Source organism: Streptomyces sp. NPDC002926 (assembly GCF_053591755.1).
This window is the reverse complement of sequence record NZ_JBSFUK010000018.1, coordinates 101,778-121,366: the sequence shown is the minus strand read 5'-3', so window position 1 is coordinate 121,366 and position 19,589 is coordinate 101,778. Positions and strand designations below refer to the sequence as shown.

The 19,589-nt window shown below is 70.9% G+C and carries 18 protein-coding genes and 3 pseudogenes; 12 read left to right on the top strand and 9 right to left on the bottom strand.

The features are described 5' to 3' along the window. Positions 1-188 precede the first annotated feature (188 nt). The 3 genes from ACWDZ6_RS24190 to ACWDZ6_RS24180 are packed head-to-tail and all read right to left on the bottom strand — an operon-like array spanning position 189 to position 5,118. Complete coding sequence (locus ACWDZ6_RS24190; RefSeq protein ID WP_451504472.1) at positions 189-3,695, bottom strand: 5-oxoprolinase/urea amidolyase family protein; 3,507 nt, start codon at positions 3,693-3,695, stop codon at positions 189-191. Continuing rightward, on the bottom strand, positions 3,692-4,297 hold the full coding sequence (locus ACWDZ6_RS24185; RefSeq protein WP_451504471.1) for an urea amidolyase associated protein UAAP2: 606 nt from the start codon (positions 4,295-4,297) through the stop codon (positions 3,692-3,694). Before ACWDZ6_RS24185 ends, ACWDZ6_RS24190 begins: the two co-directional genes overlap by 4 nt. Beyond that, positions 4,294-5,118, bottom strand: coding sequence for an urea amidolyase associated protein UAAP1 (locus ACWDZ6_RS24180; protein WP_451504470.1), 825 nt, complete (start codon positions 5,116-5,118; stop codon positions 4,294-4,296). Before ACWDZ6_RS24180 ends, ACWDZ6_RS24185 begins: the two co-directional genes overlap by 4 nt. 172 nt (positions 5,119-5,290) lie before the next feature. On the opposite strand from ACWDZ6_RS24180, the gene ACWDZ6_RS24175 reads away from it, so the two are divergent. Then, positions 5,291-5,917: a TetR/AcrR family transcriptional regulator gene (locus ACWDZ6_RS24175; protein ID WP_389187068.1), complete on the top strand. Its 627-nt coding sequence runs from the start codon at positions 5,291-5,293 to the stop codon at positions 5,915-5,917. A gap of 210 nt (positions 5,918-6,127) precedes the next feature. Further along, positions 6,128-6,367: a hypothetical protein gene (locus tag ACWDZ6_RS24170; RefSeq protein ID WP_389187065.1), complete on the top strand. Its 240-nt coding sequence runs from the start codon at positions 6,128-6,130 to the stop codon at positions 6,365-6,367. Positions 6,368-6,570: 203 nt separating this feature from the next. Here the strand turns inward: ACWDZ6_RS24170 and ACWDZ6_RS24165 are convergent, their stop codons facing one another. Next, complete coding sequence (locus tag ACWDZ6_RS24165; RefSeq protein ID WP_451504469.1) at positions 6,571-8,139, bottom strand: amino acid permease; 1,569 nt, start codon at positions 8,137-8,139, stop codon at positions 6,571-6,573. 254 nt (positions 8,140-8,393) lie between these two features. On the opposite strand from ACWDZ6_RS24165, the pseudogene ACWDZ6_RS24160 reads away from it, so the two are divergent. The 4 genes and pseudogenes from ACWDZ6_RS24160 to ACWDZ6_RS24145 form a co-directional block, all read left to right on the top strand. Then, a pseudogene (locus ACWDZ6_RS24160) lies at positions 8,394-8,846 on the top strand (FAD-dependent oxidoreductase); the annotation flags it as partial. Then, positions 8,818-8,990, top strand: a pseudogene (locus ACWDZ6_RS24155) (DUF1365 family protein); the annotation flags it as partial. The pseudogenes ACWDZ6_RS24160 and ACWDZ6_RS24155, both read left to right, overlap by 29 nt. Positions 8,991-8,998: 8 nt before the next feature. Then, positions 8,999-10,249 carry a class I SAM-dependent methyltransferase gene (locus ACWDZ6_RS24150; RefSeq protein WP_451504477.1) on the top strand — a complete coding sequence of 417 codons (1,251 nt, stop codon included), beginning with the start codon at positions 8,999-9,001 and terminating at the stop codon, positions 10,247-10,249. 7 nt (positions 10,250-10,256) lie between these two features. Further along, positions 10,257-10,511 (top strand): annotated as a pseudogene (locus tag ACWDZ6_RS24145) (DUF1295 domain-containing protein); the annotation flags it as partial. Positions 10,512-10,629: 118 nt separating this feature from the next. On the opposite strand, the gene ACWDZ6_RS24140 reads toward ACWDZ6_RS24145, so the two are convergent. Genes ACWDZ6_RS24140 through ACWDZ6_RS24130 form a run of 3 tightly spaced genes read right to left on the bottom strand, consistent with a single transcriptional unit; the run spans position 10,630 to position 13,341 of the window. After that, positions 10,630-12,000: a cryptochrome/photolyase family protein gene (locus ACWDZ6_RS24140; protein WP_451504468.1), complete on the bottom strand. Its 1,371-nt coding sequence runs from the start codon at positions 11,998-12,000 to the stop codon at positions 10,630-10,632. A gap of 13 nt (positions 12,001-12,013) precedes the next feature. Beyond that, positions 12,014-12,760 (bottom strand): anti-sigma factor, encoded by a 747-nt coding sequence (locus ACWDZ6_RS24135; protein WP_451504467.1) that lies wholly within the window; start codon positions 12,758-12,760, stop codon positions 12,014-12,016. After that, entirely contained in the window at positions 12,757-13,341 is a 585-nt protein-coding gene (locus ACWDZ6_RS24130; protein ID WP_326648725.1) for a sigma-70 family RNA polymerase sigma factor, read from the bottom strand. Before ACWDZ6_RS24130 ends, ACWDZ6_RS24135 begins: the two co-directional genes overlap by 4 nt. Positions 13,342-13,546: 205 nt before the next feature. Here ACWDZ6_RS24130 and ACWDZ6_RS24125 point away from each other — a divergent pair, with 205 nt between their 5' ends. From ACWDZ6_RS24125 to ACWDZ6_RS24105, 5 genes are all read left to right on the top strand, one after another. Beyond that, positions 13,547-14,206, top strand: a complete 660-nt coding sequence (locus ACWDZ6_RS24125; protein WP_389187053.1) for a PadR family transcriptional regulator — start codon at positions 13,547-13,549, stop codon at positions 14,204-14,206. Between the two features lie 181 nt (positions 14,207-14,387). Next, complete coding sequence (locus ACWDZ6_RS24120; RefSeq protein WP_451504466.1) at positions 14,388-15,413, top strand: ATP-binding cassette domain-containing protein; 1,026 nt, start codon at positions 14,388-14,390, stop codon at positions 15,411-15,413. Beyond that, complete coding sequence (locus ACWDZ6_RS24115) at positions 15,410-16,189, top strand: ABC transporter permease (protein WP_451504465.1); 780 nt, start codon at positions 15,410-15,412, stop codon at positions 16,187-16,189. Before ACWDZ6_RS24120 ends, ACWDZ6_RS24115 begins: the two co-directional genes overlap by 4 nt. Before the next feature lie 166 nt (positions 16,190-16,355). Next, complete coding sequence (locus ACWDZ6_RS24110) at positions 16,356-16,748, top strand: helix-turn-helix domain-containing protein (RefSeq protein WP_451504464.1); 393 nt, start codon at positions 16,356-16,358, stop codon at positions 16,746-16,748. Positions 16,749-16,829: 81 nt separating this feature from the next. Continuing rightward, positions 16,830-17,240, top strand: a complete 411-nt coding sequence (locus ACWDZ6_RS24105; RefSeq protein WP_351458718.1) for a VOC family protein — start codon at positions 16,830-16,832, stop codon at positions 17,238-17,240. Between the two features lie 92 nt (positions 17,241-17,332). Here ACWDZ6_RS24105 and ACWDZ6_RS24100 read toward each other — a convergent pair whose 3' ends face one another. Both ACWDZ6_RS24100 and ACWDZ6_RS24095 read right to left on the bottom strand, forming a co-directional pair. Continuing rightward, positions 17,333-17,794 (bottom strand): ABA4-like family protein, encoded by a 462-nt coding sequence (locus ACWDZ6_RS24100; RefSeq protein WP_451504463.1) that lies wholly within the window; start codon positions 17,792-17,794, stop codon positions 17,333-17,335. Further along, the gene (locus ACWDZ6_RS24095) at positions 17,791-18,756 is read right to left on the bottom strand and encodes a hypothetical protein (RefSeq protein ID WP_451504462.1); all 966 of its coding nucleotides are present in this window, start codon (positions 18,754-18,756) and stop codon (positions 17,791-17,793) included. Before ACWDZ6_RS24095 ends, ACWDZ6_RS24100 begins: the two co-directional genes overlap by 4 nt. Before the next feature lie 152 nt (positions 18,757-18,908). Between ACWDZ6_RS24095 and ACWDZ6_RS24090 the strand changes: the two genes are divergently transcribed. Then, positions 18,909-19,442: a MerR family transcriptional regulator gene (locus ACWDZ6_RS24090; protein ID WP_451504461.1), complete on the top strand. Its 534-nt coding sequence runs from the start codon at positions 18,909-18,911 to the stop codon at positions 19,440-19,442. The last annotated feature ends 147 nt before the right edge of the window (positions 19,443-19,589 follow it).

The following is a 19,589-nucleotide window of genomic DNA, read 5'->3' as shown; positions in this document are numbered from 1 at the left end:
GTCCGGGACGTAAAGCGTCGCAACTCGCGCGAAGCGCGGTGAGGAAAGCAGTCCCGGACACGAGCCCCGGAGCGGACCCCGGACGGCCACCGGCCCAAGACCGGACACGCCCAAGCGCCCAAAACCCGCACCCCGCAAGGTACCCCGCACCCCCAGGCACGCCTCCCCGCAAGCCCCCGCACTCCATCTCATTCCCCCACCGGCGTCAGGATCAACAGCGGCGTGCCCGCCTCCACCTGGGTGCCGGGGGTGACCAGGAAGCGGGTGATCCGGCCCGCCGACGGGGCGTGGACGCGGGATTCCATCTTCATCGCCTCCAGGGTGAGCAGCGGCTGGCCCGCCGACACCTCCGTGCCCGGCTCGGCGTTCAGCTGCCAGACCGAGGCCGCGAATTCGGCCTCCACCACCCGGCCGCCCGGCGGGATGTCCAGTTCCGGGACGGCAGCCGGCCCCGGCCCCGCCGCCGTCCCCGAGTCCGCGCGGGCGAACTCCCCAGCCGCCTCCCACGCGTCGCGCTCCGCCCCGAACGCCCTCGACTGGCGGGCCCGGAAGGCCGCGATCGACTCCGCGTTCTCGTCGAGGAATCGCCGGTACTCGGCCAGCGAGAACGTTCCCTCCTCGATACGGGGCGTGAAACGGCCCGCCGCCATGTCCGCGCGGAGTTCGAGGAGTTCGTCCGCCTCGACCGCGTACCACTTGATCCGGTCGAAGAAGCGCAGCAGCCACGGCTGTTCCTGCCAGCGCGACCACACCTGGGTCGTCCGGCCCACGAACTGATAGCCGCCCGGCCCCTCCATGCCGTAGACGCACAGATACGCGCCGCCGATTCCGACCGAGTTCTCCGCCGTCCAGGTCCGGGCCGGGTTGTACTTCGTGGTGACCAGCCGGTGGCGGGGGTCCAGCGGCGTGGCGACCGGCGCCCCCAAGTAGACGTCGCCCAGGCCGAGTACGAGATATTCCGCGTCGAAGACCGTGCGGTGGACGTCGTCCACCGAATCGAGGCCGTTGACGCGGCGGATGAACTCGATGTTCCACGGGCACCATGGAGCGTCGTCCCGTACCCCGGCCGTGTAGCGGGCGATCGCCTCCCGTGTCGCCGGGTCGTCCCAGGACAGGGGGAGGTGGACAGTCCGCGACGGCACCACCAGGGCGTCCGCGGGCGGGAGTTCGGACTCGAGGCGGGTCAGGACCGAGAGGAGGGCCGCCTGGGAGAGGGTCTCGGGGTCGATCTGGATCTGGAGCGAGCGGATGCCCGGCGTCAGATCCACGACGCCCGGCAGCCCCTCCGCCGCCACCGCCTCGGCCAGCGCGTGCACCCGCATCCGCAGGGCGAGATCCAGCTGCATCTCCCCGTACTCGACCAGCAGATTGTCGTCCCCGCTGCGGCGGTAGGTGACCGACTCGCCCTGCCCGAGGATCCCGCCGTCGACGATGGCCTCGCGCTCCTCGCCCTCGACCGTCACCGGGACGAACCTGACCGTGTCCCCCGGCCGCAGCTGGCCCAGTTTCCAGCGCTCGGCCTTCAGAATCGTCGCCGGGCAGACGAAGCCGCCGAGCGAGGGGCCGTCCGGGCCCAGCAGCACGGGCATGTCTCCGGTGTAGTCGACCGCGCCGACCGAGTACGGCGTGTCGTGGATGTTGGACGGGTGCAGTCCTGCTTCTCCGCCGTCCGTCCGCGCCCACCGCGGCTTCGGGCCGATCAGCCGTACGCCCGTGCGCGCGGAGTTGAAGTGGACCTTCCACCCGGCGGCGTAGAAGTCATGGATGTCCTCCTCGGTGAAGAACTCCGGTGCGGCGTGCGGTCCTTCGGTCACCGCGATGTGCCAGATGTTCGGGTAAGCGGGGCGGTCGGCGTGCGGGACGGGCGTGCCGCACGCCGCCGCCGTGCCGCCGTGGAGCACATCGCCCGTACGCAGCGCCCGGCCGCCGTGGCCGCCGAACCGGCCCAGCGTGAACGTGGCCGCGCTGCCCAGGAAGTCCGGTACGTCCAGACCGCCCGCGAACAGGATGCAGGTGCGCAGGCCGTGGCCGTCGGGGGTGCCGACGGCCAGCGAGGAACCCGCGGGGACGGTGAACGGCTCCCACTGGCGGACCGGTGCGCCGTCGACCGTCACCGGCGCGGGCGCGCCCGCGACGCAGACCGTCGTCGCGTGCGTGAACCGCAGCGTCGGGCCCTGCAGCGTGCACTCCAGTCCTGGTGCGCCCTCGTCGTTGCCGAGCGCGCGGTTGCCGAGGCGGAACGAGCGATCGTCCATCGGCCCCGACGGCGGCACGCCGACCCGCCAGTAACCGGTGCGGCCCGGCCAGTCCTGGACGGTGGTGAGGGTTCCCGCTGCCATGACCTCGATACGCGGCGTCGGGTCGCTGATGGTCGCCAGCGTCGCGGTGGTGTGTGCGGCGGCCCGTACGGACGCGTCGGCGAGCGCGGCCCGCACCAGGCCCAGATTGGTCTCGATGCCGTCGACTCGGGTCGCGGCCAGCGCGGCGTCCAGCCGGTCGAAGGCTTCGGCGCGGTCGGCGCCGTACGCCACGACTTTCGCCAGCATCGGGTCGTACGCCGTCGTCACCTCCGTCCCTGTCTCGACCCAGGAGTCGACACGTACGTCCGTGGGGAAGGACACCCGGGTCAGCAGGCCCGCGCCGGGGCGGTGGTCGCGGCTCGGGTCCTCGGCGTACACGCGGGCCTCGACGGCGTGCCCGCGCGGTGCGCCCGGCTCGCGCACGACGGCGGTCTCGCCCTGCGCGAGCCGCAGCATCCACTCGACGAGATCGACGCCATAGATCTCCTCGGTCACCGGATGCTCCACCTGAAGGCGGGTGTTGACCTCCAGGAAGTAGGCCTCCTCGCGGACCGCGTCGTACACGAACTCGACCGTGCCGGCCGAGCGGTAACCGACGCTTGCGCACAGCTCCCGTGCCGAGGAGGTCAGTTGTCTGCGTACGGCAGTGGGCAGGCCGGGCGCCGGGGCCTCCTCCAGCACCTTCTGATTGCGGCGCTGGAGCGAGCAGTCGCGGTCGCCGAAGGTGACCACCCGGCCCTCGCCGTCGCCGAATACCTGCACCTCGACATGGCGGGCGTGCTCGACCAGGCGCTCCAGGAAGACGCCGGCCGAGGAGAAGGAGGCCGCGGCCACGCGCTGCACCCGCTCCCACGCGTCGGCCAGGCCCTCGGCGTCGTGCACGGCCCGCATGCCGATGCCGCCACCGCCGCCCGTCGCCTTGAGCATCACCGGGTAGCCGATGCGGTCTGCCGCCGCCAGCGCGGTGGGCAGGTCGGGCAGCAGTCCGGTGCCGGGGGCGAGTGGCACGCCCGCGGCCTCGGCGGCCGCCCGCGCGGTGTGCTTCGCGCCGAAAAGTTCCAGCTGCCCGGGGGTCGGCCCGGCGAAGACGAGTCCGGCGTCCTCGCAGCGGCGCGCGAAATCCGCGTCCTCGGAGAGGAAACCGTAGCCGGGGTGGATGGCGCCCGCGCCCGTGTCCTTCGCGGCCTTGAGCACGAGATCGGCGTCGAGGTACGACTCCTTGGCGGGTGCGGGGCCGAGCCGTACCGCCTCGTCGGCGAGCCGGACATGGGGTGCCGCGCGATCGGGGTCGGAGAACACGGCGACCGTACGCAGCCCGAGGCGGCGGGCGGTGCGGATGATGCGGACGGCGATCTCGCCCCGATTGGCGACCAGCAGTGTGCCGAACGCGGTCATACGGCGGCCTCGCTGATCGTCATCTCGACTGCGGTCGGCTCGAAGCCGTTGCACGGGTTGTTGATCTGAGGGCAGTTGGAGACGAGGACCAGAACATCGGTCTCGGCGTGCAGGGTGACGCGCAGGCCCGGCGAGGAGATGCCGTCGACGATGCCGAGCGTGCCGTCCTTCTCGACCGGGACGTTCATGTACCAGTTGATGTTGGAGACCAGATCGCGCTTGCCCAGACCGTAAGGCGCGCCCTCCGCGAGGAAGTTGTCGACGCAGGCGTGTTGCGACCAGGTGTGGTGGCCGTAGCGCAGGGTGTTGGACTCCTTGGAGCAGGCGCCGCCGACTGTGTCGTGCCGTCCGCAGGTGTCCTCGGTGACGGTCATCAGCGGGGTGTGCTCGTTCGACAACAGCACGCTCCCGGTGGTGAGGAAGATGTTCCCCTGGGCGTGGACGGTATCGGCGGCGCTGTAACGGACGGCGGTGTCCTGGGCGTCGTACACCAGGAAGTCGACGGCCTGATTGCCGTGCAGATCGGTGATGGTCAGCTGTTCGTCGGCGCGGACGACGGCGGACCAGGCGGCGCGGGCGGGTACGACGGTGGTCGCGCTCATGCGAGTCCCCTCGAGGCAAGGAAATCAATGGTGTTGGCGAAGGCGCGGCGTCCCTCCGGTGTGGCCTCCCACAGCGGATCGCCGGGCGCGGTGGGCGCGGCGCGCCAGGCCAGCACCTCCAGCGCCGTGCTGGTGTACCCGGGGCGGGGGTCCAGTGGATGCGGGACGTTCGCGATCAGCACGGTCACGTCCTGCTCGGCGCGGAGCGTCACGGAGGCTCCGGGGCCGGCCGAGCCGGTGAAGTCGAGGGCGCCGTCGTCCCGTACCTCCACGCCCTGGAAGAAGGAGAGCGAAGGCGGCAGATCGCGTGGCTCCAGGCCGTTCTTGAGCGCGGCAAGCTTCAATAGCTCGCGGCCTGCGGGGGACGCGGACTGGGGTGCGCCGTCCCCGTACCGCTCTGTGTTGCGTACGAGCGTGGAGGTGCCGCACAGGGCGTCGTGCCGGCCCGCCGTGTCCGCGACGAGCGTGGCGAGTACGCGGCCCTGGTCGGAGAGAAGCAGCTGCCCGGCGCGGAGGTAGGCGTTCCACTGGACCTTGACGGTGTCGGCTGTGTTGAGACGCTCCCACGGTCGTCCGTCCACGAAGAGCAGCACGTGCGCGCAGGCGTCCCCGTGGGGGTCCGTGAGCCGCAGCTCGGTGCCGCGGGCGAACACCCGGTGGGTGTAGTTGCCGCCCGCCACGGTCTCGGCCCACACCAGATGCCCGGCCTCGCAGGGCGGGGCGGGCCAGTCGGTCGCGGGCACGACCGGCATGGCCTCGGCGCGGGCGCCGTCCTGTGCGCGGGCGTGGTCGCGGGCCCCGTATGTCGTCGCGGTCGCCATGGCGGCGGACCTCCTCCGGCTCGGCGGTCATTTCTGTCGCGCGACAGAAATTAGGCGCAGGGGGAGTCGGGGCCATTGCCCGTCCGTTGCCCGTCGGTTACGGAACGCTCACCGGGATCTTGGTCGAAGGGATGTGCGGTCGGTGATCGGAGGGTGTGCGACGATCGGCTGCATGGGCACCACCACAGGACGACGGGTCGGGCGGCCGCGCGCGGAGCAGCGGCCGGACCGCGGGCTGTCCGCCCGAGGCGAACTGCTGGCCGCGGCGGCCGAGTTGTTCACGACGCACGGCTACGCGGCGACCACGACGCGAGTGGTCGCGGAGAGCGCGGGGATGCGCCAGGCGACGATGTACCACTACTTCGGGGGCAAGGAGGACCTGCTCGCGGAGCTCCTCGAGTCGACGGTGACACCGTCACTGACCCTGGCACGTGAACTGCTCGCGGACGACGGGCGCCCGGCCGAGAAGCGCCTGTGGGAGCTGTGCCGCTCGGACGTGGAGCTGCTGTGCGGCGGACCGCACAACCTGGGCGCGCTGTATCTGCTGCCGGAGGTGCGGAGCGAGCGATTCGCGGGCTTCCACCGGGTACGGGAGGATTTGAAGGACGCTTACGGTCAGCTGCTGGGGGCGACGGCGGCGGGGGCCGAGCTGGACAAGGACGAGCTGCAGCTCCGTACGGACCTGGTGTTCGGGCTGATCGAGGGCGTGATCCTGGTGCACAGGTCGGATCCGCGTCGTGCGGTGGGGGTGTTCGCGGAGGCGACGGCGGATGCGGCACTGCGGATCGCCGGGGCGTGATGTCGGGCGCGGGCCTGTGTTCAAACCCCGCTCAGCTCTGTGAGCCGCTCTGCGCCCCCTGCAGCCGGTAGCGGGCTCGTCCCGGTGCTCTCGGGCGGCGCGTCACGACTCCAAGCCGTTCCCCGCCTCGCGGCCCCACCCGCCGTCGCACCCGCCGGCATCCAGCACGCCGCATCCGCCCCCGCGCGGGGCCGGCTGTAGCCTGCGGTCATGACCAACTGGCTGCCGGACTTCGAGCCGCTACCCGATCCCGAGGCTCTCATCGCCCCGGAGATCACCGAGACCGAGTGCAGACAGTGCGGTACCCGCGTGTCCGGTCTCGACGGGCGCTATGCATGCGGAGTGTGTGGCTGGGTCAACGACCACACGGAGGGGCACCGGCCGCTTCCGCTGGCCGAGGACGACGCCGATTTTCCGCGCAGGAAGCGGATCGGGACCGGCGCGCTCTGAGGCGCGCGCCGGGCCGGCAGCCCCGCAGCGGGCCGGCCTCCACACCGGATTCGCCCTGAGCGCCGCTCATATGCGCGCAATCGCTCGAGCGTCGAGGCCGTCCGGGTGCGGTTCGGTCATTCGAAGCCGGGTATCACGCACGACAAGGACCCCGGGCCCCGGCCGACCGTCAAGGACACTACGGCGGACGCGGCACGAGTTGGCTAGGGGTGCGCCGCCGCAGGTGCCACTTCCGGTGCCGATTGCCCCCGTTGTGCCCTCATAGCCCTCCAGAGAGCGCCGAGCCCTACTGTGACCAGCAGGAACAGCGCCGTGAACCACTGGAAGTACCAGTGCCCGCCCGACGGGTCGTACACCGCCGCCCGCGGCCAGGCCAGGTTCACCGTCATGAACAGGCCGTACGCCAGCGCCACGATGTTCACCGGCAGGCCCCAGCGGCCGAGTGAGAACAGCGGGCGGCCCGACTCGTCCACCTCGCCGGCCCCCGGACCAGGGGACCATTCGCCGCGCAGCCTGCGTACCAGCATCGGGCCCGTCACCATCGCGTAGGCCAGATACAGCATGGCGATGCAGGTCGTGCCGATGGCGAGGAAGGCCTCCGGCGAGACCAGGTTGAGCAGGACCAGCGCCGCTGCCGCCGCGCCGACGACCAGGGCGGGGACGGCGGGCATTCCGGTGCGCGCGGAGACCTTCGCGAGGCGGGCCGAGAAGGGCAGCACACCGTCGCGCGCCATGGAGAAGAGCATCCGGGAGCCCGCCGTCTGGATGGCCAGCGTGGCCACCGCGATGGCGATCACCACATCGATGAGCAAGGCCTTGCCCACGCCGTCGCCGAGGCTGCTCGTGAGGACGTAGGAGAGTCCCTCGGTCGCGAGGCGCCCGTCGGTCAGACTCGGCGCGGCGAGCACCCCGCCGAGCAGCAGCAGTCCGCCGAGGACACCGGCGGAGGCGAGCGCGAGAAGGATCGTGCGCGGGGCGGTACTGCGGGGGCTGCGCGTTTCCTCGCTGAGTTCGCCGGCGCTGTCGAAGCCGATGAGGACGTACGCCGCGGTGAAGGAGCCGACAAGAAGCGCGCCGATCGCTCCGCCCTGGCCGCCGGTGTGCAGGGTGACGCCCGCGCCGCGCTCGGAATGGGTCAGGAGCAGCACCACGATCAGCACCGCCCCGATGATCTCCGCGGTCACACCGACGCGGTTGACGGCGGACATGACGCGGTTGTCGAGGAGGTTGACGGCGGTGGTCAGGGCCAGGAGTACGACCGCCAGCAGCGCGGCGTTCGCGGCACCCGACTTCGTCACGGGCGACGGATCGCCGCCGAACAACTGGAAGCCGGACCAGATCGCGGGGAGCGCGACCTGGAGTGCCAGGGCTGCTGCGGCGACCACGACGATCTGGCCGATGACCATGATCCAGCCCGCGAACCAGCCGAAGGACGGAGTGCTGAGCCGCGTCGACCACTGGTAGATGGCGCCCGACAGCGGGTAGCGGGCGGCGAGTTCGGCGAAGCAGGCCGCGACCAGCAGCTGCCCGGCCAGCACAGCGGGCCAGGTCCAGAAGAAGGCCGCGCCGCCGAAGGAGAAGCCGAAGGCGAAGAACTGGAAGACCGTGGTGAGGACGGAGATGAAGGAGAACCCGGCGGCGAAGGAGGCGTACCGCCCCATGCTGCGGTGCAGCTCCTGCCGGTAGCCGAAGCCGGCCAGCGCGGCCGCGTCGCCGCCCCGGTCGTTCTCCGGAGGGTCGGGCCGTACGTCGGTGGGTGCGGTCGCGGTCATGGCAGCCCCTGTCGCTCATTCCGGTTGTTATTCCGGTCAGGTGACAGAAATTAGGGAGAGGCTGTTTCGCCGGTGTCACATGTCCATGTCCGCACGGGGCCCAAGTCCTCACGCCGTACTCCGCATGCCGTCCGCCCGAACTCCCCGTGCGCCGTCCGCCGAAAGATCTCTCCGCCGACCAATCCAACGCCCCCACCGCGCCGAATGACCGGTGGAGGGCGGCGCCGGAGCGAGCCGGCCCGGAGGGAGCGGGAATGACAGCGGAAGGGCGGCGGACGGCCGTGGTCGGCGGCGGAGTTGCGGGGCTGACCGCCGCGTACGTACTGCAGCGCTCGCACGCGGTGTCGCTGTACGAGGCGGACGACCGGCTCGGCGGGCATGCCCACACCCACGACGTCCCGTCGTCCGACGGGCGCCTCCACCGCGTCGACTCCGGATTCATCGTCCACAACGAGCGCACCTATCCGCATCTGCTGCGTCTCTCCGCCGAACTCGGCGTGGTCACAAAGGAGTCGGAGATGAGCATGTCGGTACGGTGCGAGGGCTGCGGACTCGAGTACGCGGGGGCCCGCGGCCTCTCCGGACTCCTGGCCCAGCCCCGCAACGCCCTGCGCGGCCGCTACCTGCGGATGCTCACCGAGGTCCCGGCCTTCCACCGCCGGGCCCGCCGACTGCTGGAGAACAGCGCGCCGACCGGCGACGGCACGCGCCTGCTCCGTGCCGCCCTGCGCAACCCCCTCTCCACCCTTGCCGTATCCGCCGGCATCCGGTTCCACGGCGTCCGCCTGTTTCTGCGCGGACTGCCCGTACAACCCCGTCCCCGCCATGTGTCCCAGGAGGGTGTGAAGTGAGCGTGACCATGTCCCCGGCACCATCGAGAGTCGCGTCGGTCGACGCGCGGAGCTGGCCCGATGTGGCCCGGCTGCCCCGGACCTCCCGGCTGCGTACCGCCGCCGCCGAACGGCTCGTCCTGCGCGCGCTCGGCAGGCTGCCGCTGCGGGTCCGCCTCGCGGGCGGTGAGCCGATCGGCCTGGGCGGGCCCTTCATGGAGGTGCACGACCCGCAGGCCTTCTTCCGCCGTATCGGCGCGGGCGGACTCATCGGCTTCGGCGAGTCGTACATGGCGGGCGAATGGGAGGCCCGTGACCTCGTCGGCGTACTGACCGTCCTCGCCGAGCACGTGGCGACCCTGATCCCCGAGCCGCTCCAGCGGCTGCGCGGAGCCTGGGCGCCCACGCGGCCGGCCGAGCACCGCAACAGCTCCGAGGGTTCCCGCGCCAACATCGGCCACCACTACGACCTGCCGAACGAGCTCTTCGCGCTCTTCCTCGACCGGACCATGTCGTACTCCTCCGCTCTCTTCCGCGGTTTCCCCGCCGAACAGAATCTGCTGCCCGCCGCTCAGTACCGCAAGATCGACCGGCTGCTCGACCTGGCGCAGGTCGGATCGGGCACCCAGCTGCTGGAAATCGGCACAGGCTGGGGCGAGTTGGCGATCCGGGCGGCACAGCGCGGCGCCCGCGTGCTGACCGTGACCCTCTCCGGCGAGCAGCAGGAGCTGGCACGGCGACGCGTCCACGAGGCGGGACTGGCGGACCGGGTGACTGTCCTGCTGCGTGACTACCGCAAGGTGCTCGGCCGCTACGACGCGATCGTCAGTGTGGAGATGGTCGAGGCCGGCGGCGAGGAGTTCTGGCCGGAGTACTTCATGACGCTGGACCGGCTGCTCGCGCCCGGCGGGCGAATCGCCCTTCAGTCGATCACTATGCCGCACGAGCGGCTGCTCGCCTCCCGCACCACCTTCACCTGGATCCAGAAATACATCTTCCCCGGCGGGCTGCTGCCCTCGACCGAGGCGATCGAGCAGGTCGTCACCGGCTGCACCGGACTGCGGGTGGCCGCGCGGGACGGCTTCGGTCCGCACTACGCCGAGACACTGCGGCTGTGGCGCGAGCGCTTCGCCCAACGAGCCGCCGCCGTCGGCGCCCTCGGTTTCGACGAGACCTTCCGCCGGATGTGGACCTTCTATCTCGCCTACTCCGAGGCGGGCTTCCGCTCCGGCTATCTGGATGTGCAGCACATGCTGCTGACGAAGGAGGGGACGGCGTGAGGCCCCGGTGAACGGCTTTCCGTGGGCGGCGTTCGCGCACGGCCTCGGCTTCGCCGCGGCCGTCGCTCTCGCCGTCATGCTCGTCACTTTCGCCGTCGCCCTGCGGGCCGGCATGCACCGCGCCGTCGATGTGGCGTGGGGCATCGGCTCCACGGCCGTGGCCCTCGTCTCGTACGCGCTCTCCGCGGGGCACCGGGACGACGGTCGGCGGCTCCTGGTCACCGTGCTGACGGCCGTATGGGAACGGCAGCTGGGGCGGCGCCCCGGCTTCGCCGAGTACGCCGTCCGTACGAGTGGTTTCTTCCCGCGCCCGCCGAAGAAGGCCTGAAGCCCGGGGACCCGGGACCCGGGGGCGCGGGTCCCACTCGGAGGGCCTCCGCTCAGTGCAGGCCGCGCGCCCGCTCGAACCGCGCCCGCCCTTCCGCCGGTTCCACCAGCGGATCGGGATAGTCGAGCCGGGCCCGGTCCAGCCCGTCGAGTTTCCACGGTTGATGCACCGCGGGCCCGGCCAGCTGAGCGAGCTCGGGGACCCAGCGGCGTACGTAGTCGCCCTGCGGGTCGAAGCGCTTCGCCTGAGCGAGCGGATTGAGGACACGGTTGGGGCGGGTGTCGGTCCCGGTGCCCGCCACCCACTGCCAGTTGAGCTGGTTGTTGGCGATGTCGCCGTCCACCAGCAGATCCAGGAAGTGGCGGGCGCCGATGCGCCAGTCCACGTACAGGGTCTTGGTGAGATAGCTCGCCGCCAGCAGCCGCCCGCGGTTGTGCATCCAGCCCTCGTGCAGCAGCTGGCGCATCGCCGCGTCCACGATCGGGCAGCCGGTGCGGCCGTCCTTCCAGGCGGAGATCGCCTTCTCGTCAGTACGCCAGTGGTCGCCGCGCGTGCGGTAGTCGGCGTGGGCCGCCTCGGGCCGGGCCGCCAGGACCTGGTGGTGGAAGTCCCGCCAGGCCAGCTGCCGTACGAACGAGTCCGCACCAGGACCGCCCTTGCGGCGTGCCCGGTGGACGAGTTCGGTGGCGGAGAGGGTGCCGAAGTGCAGATGCGGTGAGAGCCGGGAGGTGGCATCGCCCGGCAGATCGTCGTGCCGCTCCGCGTACGCCGCGATGCCCGCCTTCTTGTCGGCCAGCCAGGCGCTCAGCCGCCGACGGCCTTCCATTTCCCCGCCCTTGGCGAGGCCGGGCGACACACCGGTCACCGCGGTGCGGCGCGGCAGCGGATGGCCGGCGAGCTCGGGGACCCGCAACGACCGCGGCGCCGCCATGGCCCCGCGCAGCCCGGCCGCCTCCCACCTGCGGAAGTACGCCGAGAACACCGCGAAATGGTCGCGGCCACCAGGCGTGACCCGCCCCGGCGGCAGCGCGGTGACCACCCCGTCATGGACGTGCAGGGCACAGCGCACCGCCGCCAGCGCACTGCGCAGCTGATCCTCCCTGCGTACGGCATAGCCGCTGACCCCGGCAGCGATATGCACTGCGCGGGCCCCGGTCTCGGCGACGACCCGGCAGACCTGCTCGGTGACATGGCCGGTACGGATCACCAGCCGCCCGCCGCGTTCGTGCAGCCCGGCATCGAGCGAGACCAGGCAATCGGCGAGGAAGGCGCGGCGGTTGGGCGCGTCGAAGCCCGCTTTCCGGATGCCCGGATCCAGCACGAACAGCGGTACGACCTCGTCGGCGCCGCGCAGTGCCGCTTGCAGCGCCGGCTGGTCGTGCAGCCGTAGATCGGAGGTGAAGAGCATGACCGCAACGCTCATGCGCCGTCCTTCCTCAGGCGGGGAAGCTCGTCAGGGCAAGGGGGTCGGAGGTCGGCTCGGGGGAGCCGCCCGCCGGTTCGACGGTGATGCCCATGCCCGAGGCGGTGTTCACCGGTCCGTCCATCAGGACGGCGTTGGTGGTGGTCGCGGGGTCCATGAGCCCCGCCGAACGCATCTTTCCGCCGTCGCTGAACCAGAGTTGGTAGACCTTGCCCTGCGGCGGCTTCGGCAGGCCGGCGGAGAGGAAGGCCGCCTTGTTCCTGTCGCGTGAGACGACCACCGTGCCGGTCGCCCCGTCCTTGAGCTTCACGGCGGCGACCCTCGCGTCCGGCGCGGCGAGCACCGAGGCCAGCTCCTCGGCATGCTGCTGAGAGCGCTGCGCCAGGTCGTGTGCGTCCCGCGCCTCCTGGTGCTGCCAGACCGCCACTCCGCCGAAGGCGGCGGCAGCGGCGAGACAGGCCGCCAGTGCGAAGCGGGACAGTGCCCGGCCGCGGTTGGCGCCGGGGCGGGCCCGGCGTGAGATCCGCGGCGGATCCTGGCGCTCCGCGGAGACCTGCCGCATGACCCGCTGCTTGAGCGCGGGCGGCGGCGTCACGGCCACAGCGAGCCCCAGCTTCCCCACCGTGGCGGCCAGTTCCTGTACTTCCTGCACGCAGGCCGGACACATCTGCAGATGCCGCTCGAACTCGGCACGCTCGTCGGGCGCCAGCGCGTGCAGCACATAGGCGCCGGTCAGCGTGTGCAGATCAGCGGTGGTCATGCGCTCACCCCCAGGCAGTCGCGCAGCCGGATGAGCCCGTCGCGCAGTCGTGTCTTGACCGTGCCGAGCGGCACGGAGAGCAGTTCGGCCACTTCCCGGTAGGCGAGCCCCCGGTAGTACGCGAGCGTCACCGATTGGCGCTGCAGCTCGGTCAGGCTGCGCAGACAGCGCCGTACCTGCTCGCGTTCGAGGCGGGCCTCGACCTGCTCGGTGACGTCGTCGTAGGCCGGCGTCCGTTCGAGCAGCGCCGCTCGCCGCTCCCGGTCGCTCGCGGACTGTGCCGACCGGACCCGGTCCACGGCGCGCCGGTGGGCGAGCGTGAGAATCCAGGTCATGGCCGACCCGCGGGACGGCTGGAAGCGGGCTGCCGTACGCCAGACCTCGATCAGCACCTCCTGGGTCACCTCCTCCGACTGGGCGGGGTCGCGCAACACGGCGCGCACCAGCCCGAGTACAGGTCCGCTGACACTGTCGTAGACACGGGAGAAGGCCTCCTGGTCGCCTCTGGCCACCAGGCCGAGCAGTTGCTGCAGATCGGGACCCGCCGAGGTCGGGCCGCCGATGTGTACGGCTTCTTTCACGCGCACTTTCCTCCACGGTGTGGATGAGTGGACGGACAGATTTCATCAGGCATTCGGAGCCGATGGCCAGGCGGATTGGTACAGGGTTCGCAGCGGGTTCCTGGCGTCACGCCCGCACCACCGATTCTCGCGATATGTCGTGGTTGACTGCGGTGTGAACTCGCGATATGTTCGGCAACGAGTATTCGGAGACGAGGTGTTCGGGATGGCGGCGAAACGGCGCAGGCTCAGCAACCCGCTGGCGCTTGTGGTCATGGTGCTGCTGGCCGAGAAGACCATGCATCCGTACGAGATCGCGCAGACGATCCGTCAGCGCGGCAAGGAGAACAGCGTCAAGGTCAACTTCGGCTCGCTCTACACCGTTGTGCAGAACCTCGAGAAGCACGGCCTGGTCGAGGTCACCGATGTGCAGCGGCAGGGCAACCGGCCGGAGCGCACCCTCTACGGCATCACCGAGGCCGGACGCGCGGAGATGGCGGAGTGGCTGTCCGATCTGCTCGCCGTACCCGCCCGTGAGTACCCGTTGTTCGAGACCGCGCTCTCGCTCATGGGCATCCTGCCGCCGGAGGAGGTCATGGCGCTGCTCGCGGACCGACTGGCGGCGCTGAAGGTCCGGATCGCCAGTGCTCGCGGCGCGCTGCAGATGCTCCACGGCACGTTGCCGCGGATCTTCGTCGTGGAGAACGAGTACCAGCTCCACATGATCGAGGCGGAGGCGGAGTGGCTCCGCGGCTTCCTCGATGAGGTCGAGCAGGGCACGTACGAGGGAGTCGAGGGGTGGCGGATCTTCCACGAGACCGGTGAACTGCCGCCGGAATTCAGGGAACCTCAGGAGAGAGCCGAGGGCCGCCCCACGCAGACGTAAACAGAGAAGACCCCGGCGGATGCTGTTGGAGCAGCTCCCGCCGGGGTCTCGAACCCCGGACCGGAGCCGCCGTGGAGGCGGACCGGGCGATCGAGGTGCGGCACACCCAGGATAGCCCGGCGCTCTTCACGCGGATCGGCTCGGCATACCCGAGAACCGCTCACCCGAGGAGAGCTCCGTCATGAGCACCCGTGCGCCCGCCGTCGAGGCGCGGCAGCTGATCAAGACCTACCCCGGCGATGTCACCGCCCTCAGCGGCATGGACCTGACCGTCCGGACCGGCACGGTCTTCGGACTGCTCGGCCCCAACGGCGCCGGCAAGTCCACCACCGTCAAGATCCTCACCACCCTGGCCAGGCCCGACAGCGGCACCGCCGTGGTCGCCGGCCACGACGTCCTGCGGCACCCCGGCCGGGTGCGCCGCGCCATCGGGGTCGTCGCCCAGAAGTCCGGCGCGGACCCCGTTGCCACCGGCCGCGAGAACCTCCTGCTGCAGGGCAGGCTGTACGGGCTCAAAGGCGCCGCACTCGGCCGGCGCGTCGATGAACTGCTGGCCCGCTTCGACCTCACAGGTGCCGCGAAGCGCCAGGTCAAGGGGTACTCCGGCGGGATGCAGCGACGTCTGGACGTGGCACTCGGCCTGGTCCACCGGCCCGAGGTGCTCTTTCTGGACGAGCCGACGACCGGCCTCGACCCCGAGTCCCGTACGGCCATGTGGGAGGAGATCAGCCGCCTCGCCGGAGAGGAAGGGCTGACCATTCTCCTCACCACGCACTATCTGGAGGAGGCCGACCGGCTGGCCGGGCGGATCGCGATCGTCGACCGCGGCCGGGTCGTCGTCGAAGGCACACCCGACGAGCTCAAAGGCGAACTGCGCGGCGATGCCGTGCACCTCGAGCTGCGGGCGGACGGCGACCGTGCGGTACTCGGCGAGGCCATCGCCGCGCTGCCCGGGATCCACGATGTGCTCGTCGACGGCCGCCGTGTCAGCGTGCGCGCCGACGACGGCGCGGCCGCCGTGCCCCTGCTGCTGGCCGCGCTGGAGCGGACGGGAGCCGCGGTCGCCGCCGCCACCGTCGCACGCCCCTCCCTCGACGACGTCTATCTGCGGTACGCGGGACGCCGCTTCTCCGAGGCCGAGTCCGGCTCCGGACCGGCCGACGCTCAGGATGCGCCCGCACTCGCCGCCGCGGGGGGCACCCGATGAGCGCCGACTCCCTCACCCAGACCTGGTACATGACGCAGCGCCGGCTGGTGGCCGTGGTCCGCCAGCCCGCGTATCTGCTGATGATGCTGATCCAGCCGGCGATCTGGCTGTTCCTCTTCGGCAATCTTTTCAAGAAGGTCGTGGAACTGGGCGGCTTCGGCACCATGACCTATCTCGACTATCTCGTCCCCGGCATCGTGGTGATGAGTGCGCTCAACTCCAGCATGTGGGCCGGGATGGGGACCCTGGAGGAGATCGAGCGCGGCACCCTGAACCGCTTCCTGACCACTCCCGTCGGCCGCGGCGCGCTGATGAACGGCAATGTGGCGCAGAACGGCATCAGCACCGCCGTCCAGTCCGTCATCATCGTGCTGCTGGGTATGGCGGGCGGGGCGGAGTACCCCGGCGGCGTGAGGGGTATCGCGATCCTCGTCCTCGCCTCGGTACTGCTGGGTGCGGTCTTCGGTGCGTTCTCCAACGCCGTCGGCATGCTGGTGCGCGAGCGTGAGTCGATCATCGGCATCAACACCTTCCTGCTGCTGCCGCTGACGTTTCTCTCCTCGGCGTTCATGGCCCCGTCCCAGATGCCGTCCTGGATGGGGCACATCGCGGACTTCAATCCGGCCAACTGGGCGATGGTGGCGGGCCGTTCGGCGATGGCAGCCGATCCGGACTGGGGGGATGTACTCAGCCGCGGGGGAGCGCTCGCCGTCCTCACCGTGGTGGCGGTGTGGCTGTCGACCCGCACCTTCCGCCTCTACCAGAAGTCCGTCTAGAGCCTTCCGGGGGCTGTCCGGTGGGTCGTGGCCGACTCACCGGACACGTCCTGGACGGCAGTACGGCTGGGCGCGCGCCGTCGTGGTCCACCGCCCTGCGCCGGAGGGGGCGGAGCGGATCGGCCACCGGATCTGTCGCGGCGGAGAACCGTGGTGTGATGGGGGCGTGAGCCGTGCCGCAGAGGAGAACAACCGCCGCATGCTTCGGGCACGGGACGCGATGGACCGCGCCTACGCGCAGCCGCTGGACGTCCCGGCCCTGGCCCGGATCGCCCATGTGTCACCGGCGCACTTCACGCGCACCTTCCGGGCCACGTTCGGTGAGACGCCGCACCGCTACCTGCAGCGCCGTCGTGTCGAGCGTGCGATGTTCCTGCTGCGGGAGACCGACCGCAGTGTGACGGACATCTGCTTCCAGGTCGGCTTCGGCAGCCCGGGAACGTTCAGCCGGACGTTCCGCGACATCGTCGGCCGGTCGCCGAGGACGTACCGCAAGGAAGCGGCGGCCACGGACGTACCGACGTGCTTCACGATGGCGTGGACGCGGCCGAGCGCCTGACCGTCCGTACCCCCGTGGCGTCCCTACGACCGAGCAGTTCTGGATAAGTTTTCGTCCGGCCTGCCCAGTAGCGTGATGGACATGTTCAACGCCATCACGCACTCACAGATTTACGTCCTCGACCAGGACGAAGCCCTCGACTTCTACGTCGGCAAGCTGGGCCTGGAGGTCAATGCCGACGTCGACCTGGGCTTCATGCGCTGGCTGACCGTCAGCATCCCCGGTCACCCGGAGCGTCAGATCCTGCTGGAGAAGCCGGGTCCTCCGGCGATGTCCGAGGAGACGGCGCAGCAGGTCCGCGAGCTGGTGACGAAGGGCGCGACGGGCGGCTCGCTCATCTTCAGCACGGACGACTGCCGCAAGACGTACGAGACGCTGCTGGGCCGGGGCGTCGAGTTCACCGAGGAACCCACCGATCGTCCGTACGGAACCGACTGCGGCCTCCGCGACCCCTTCGGCAACAGCATCCGTTTCACCCAGCCGAGGGCCTGAGTCAATCCGCCCCTCCGCGTCGCCGCCGGCGCCGACGGCGACGCGGGATCCGGTCCCGCACACCGGGGGCCGACGACGGCCTCGGACAGGCCTCAGTACGAGAGTGGGTGTACGGCACGGTCCGTGGCTGTGGTCGCGGCCCGGGCCTTCACCGCGCGCAGCACCAGGAAGACGGGCAGGGCGAACGGCGAGAGCAGGATGGTCAGCGCCAGCAGCGGCCCCATCACCAGGGGCCGGATACCGAGTCGCCGCGCCTCGAGGAACATCCACTGGCCGATGAGCAGATCCCAGGCGATGACCTGCGCCCAGAGAGCGCCGGCGCCGTTGGCCCGTACCGTCAGCTCCCGGAAGGTGTCGATATCGGGGCTGCTCACCGCGGTCCAGAGCTCCGGGAAGACCGGCACCGCCATGACGGCATAGATGACCAGGACACCCGAGATCGTCCAGGGCGACGCGGCCAGCCGCGCGGTCGGCCGCCAGGTGGGCGCGAAGATCATCAGCAGCCAGAACGGGGCGGCCAGCCAGAAAGTGATTTCAAAGAGCGCTCCGGTCATGCCACAAGCTCCTTCTCGGTGTCATCCGCGGTGTTCTGTACGGGAGTTGTGCTCCGCAGCGATACGAGCGCCCCCAGTGCGGCGGCGACGACGATCAGGGCCGCGGCGCCGAGCGTCGCACCGTCCGGGTGGATCAGCGGCTGTCCGCGCAGCGCCTGCCAGGTGACGAGGGCGAGCACGGCCGCATACGTGCCCGAGGCGACCAGTACGAGCCGCAGCCGTACGCGCTCGTCCCGCAGCCGGGCGAAACGCGGGGCCAGGACGATGAGCCCGAGCAGGAAGAGCGGGATCAGTTGAAGGGCGTGCATACCGACGAAGTGCGGGATGCGCAGATCGCCGCCGGTGGTCGACCAGCCGGTGAGCGGCATGGCGGGACCGCCTTCCGGTACTCCGACGCTGTGGGAGCCGACCACCTGGGCGACGCTGCGGCCACCGGCCGCCTCCTGCTCGGGCGTTGCCTGTGTCATCAGATTTCCCAGGGCGGCGCCCACGAGTGCGACGGCCGCGCCGAGCCGCATCGCCCAGGCGGCCGCGCGATCGGCCATCGGCGAGCGGAACAGCAGGATCACGATGATCAGAGAGCTGATCCAGAGGGTGACGATGGTCGCCCCCATGATGTTGAACAGCATCCCGTCGAAGGCGGTTTCGAAGTTGAAGTGGCTGCGCTTGCCGCGGATCACCTGCCCGGTGATGATCGCCATCTCGATCGCGCCGGTCAGCGCGACAACGGTGCCGGCCCACCAGCCCACCCGGCGGCCGCGGCCGGCCAGCGAGAGCATCCAGGCCAGGGTCAGCGCGTAGATCATCAGTGAGGCCGAGAACTTGAGGGGCTTGAACCAGATCGGCGAGCCCACTAGGACACGGTCGTCGACGACCATGCCCACGCCGGACACTGCGAATGTCACCGCCATCGAAGCGGCGAAGACCATGAGTGGCCGGTGCCACGAACGCCATGAAGACATAGGTATCCCCTCCGTCGGATTCCCCAAGTAGATAGCGCAACTATCTGCTATCCGATAGTGAAACTATCTATGATGAGGGCCGTGGGTGGCAAGAGCGAAGAGGCGAACGCGCGGTGCGCAGAGGAGAGTTGAGTCGCAGGACCGGGGTCCCGGTGCCGACGATCAAGTACTACGTCCGTGAGGGCCTGCTCCCCGCCGGGCAGCTGAGCAGCCCGAACCAGGCGGGCTACGACGACGCGCACGAGCGCAGACCGCGACTGATCCGCGCGCTGCTCGATGTGGGCGGGCTGAAGGTGGCCGCGATCGCGGAGGTCCTCGCGGCGATCGACGACCCCGGCCGGTCCTGCACAAGATGCTGGGCGCGGCCACGGACCCCCATCGTCCCGCGGTACGCCGACAGCGAGCCGGACGCGGAGCCGGAGGGGGCGCGCGAGGAGGTCCGGGAGCTGATCGCGCGGCGCGGCCGGCGGGTGGACGACGGCACCCCGGCCGTCGAGGCGCTCGCGGCTGCGCCGGCCGCGCTGGACCGTGTGGGGCACCGGGCACGGAGCCTTCATCGAAGGGCTGGACGACTACGCGTCCGCGGCGGAACAGGTGGCGCGGGCGGACCTCGCGTATGTCGGGCGCGCCGGGCGGGCCTCGGCGACCTGGTGGAGAGCGCGGTGATCGGTACGGTGCTGGGGTGACGCGGTGCTGGTCTCGCTGCGCCGGCTCGCACACGTGGAAGTCTCGGCACGGCCGGGCCGCGAGGGCGGAGGCCGGAGCGAGGGCAAAGGGGCCCTGTCGTAGGAAGCGGGATCCCTCGGCCGCGCGCCGGCCAGGTCCGACCGCGA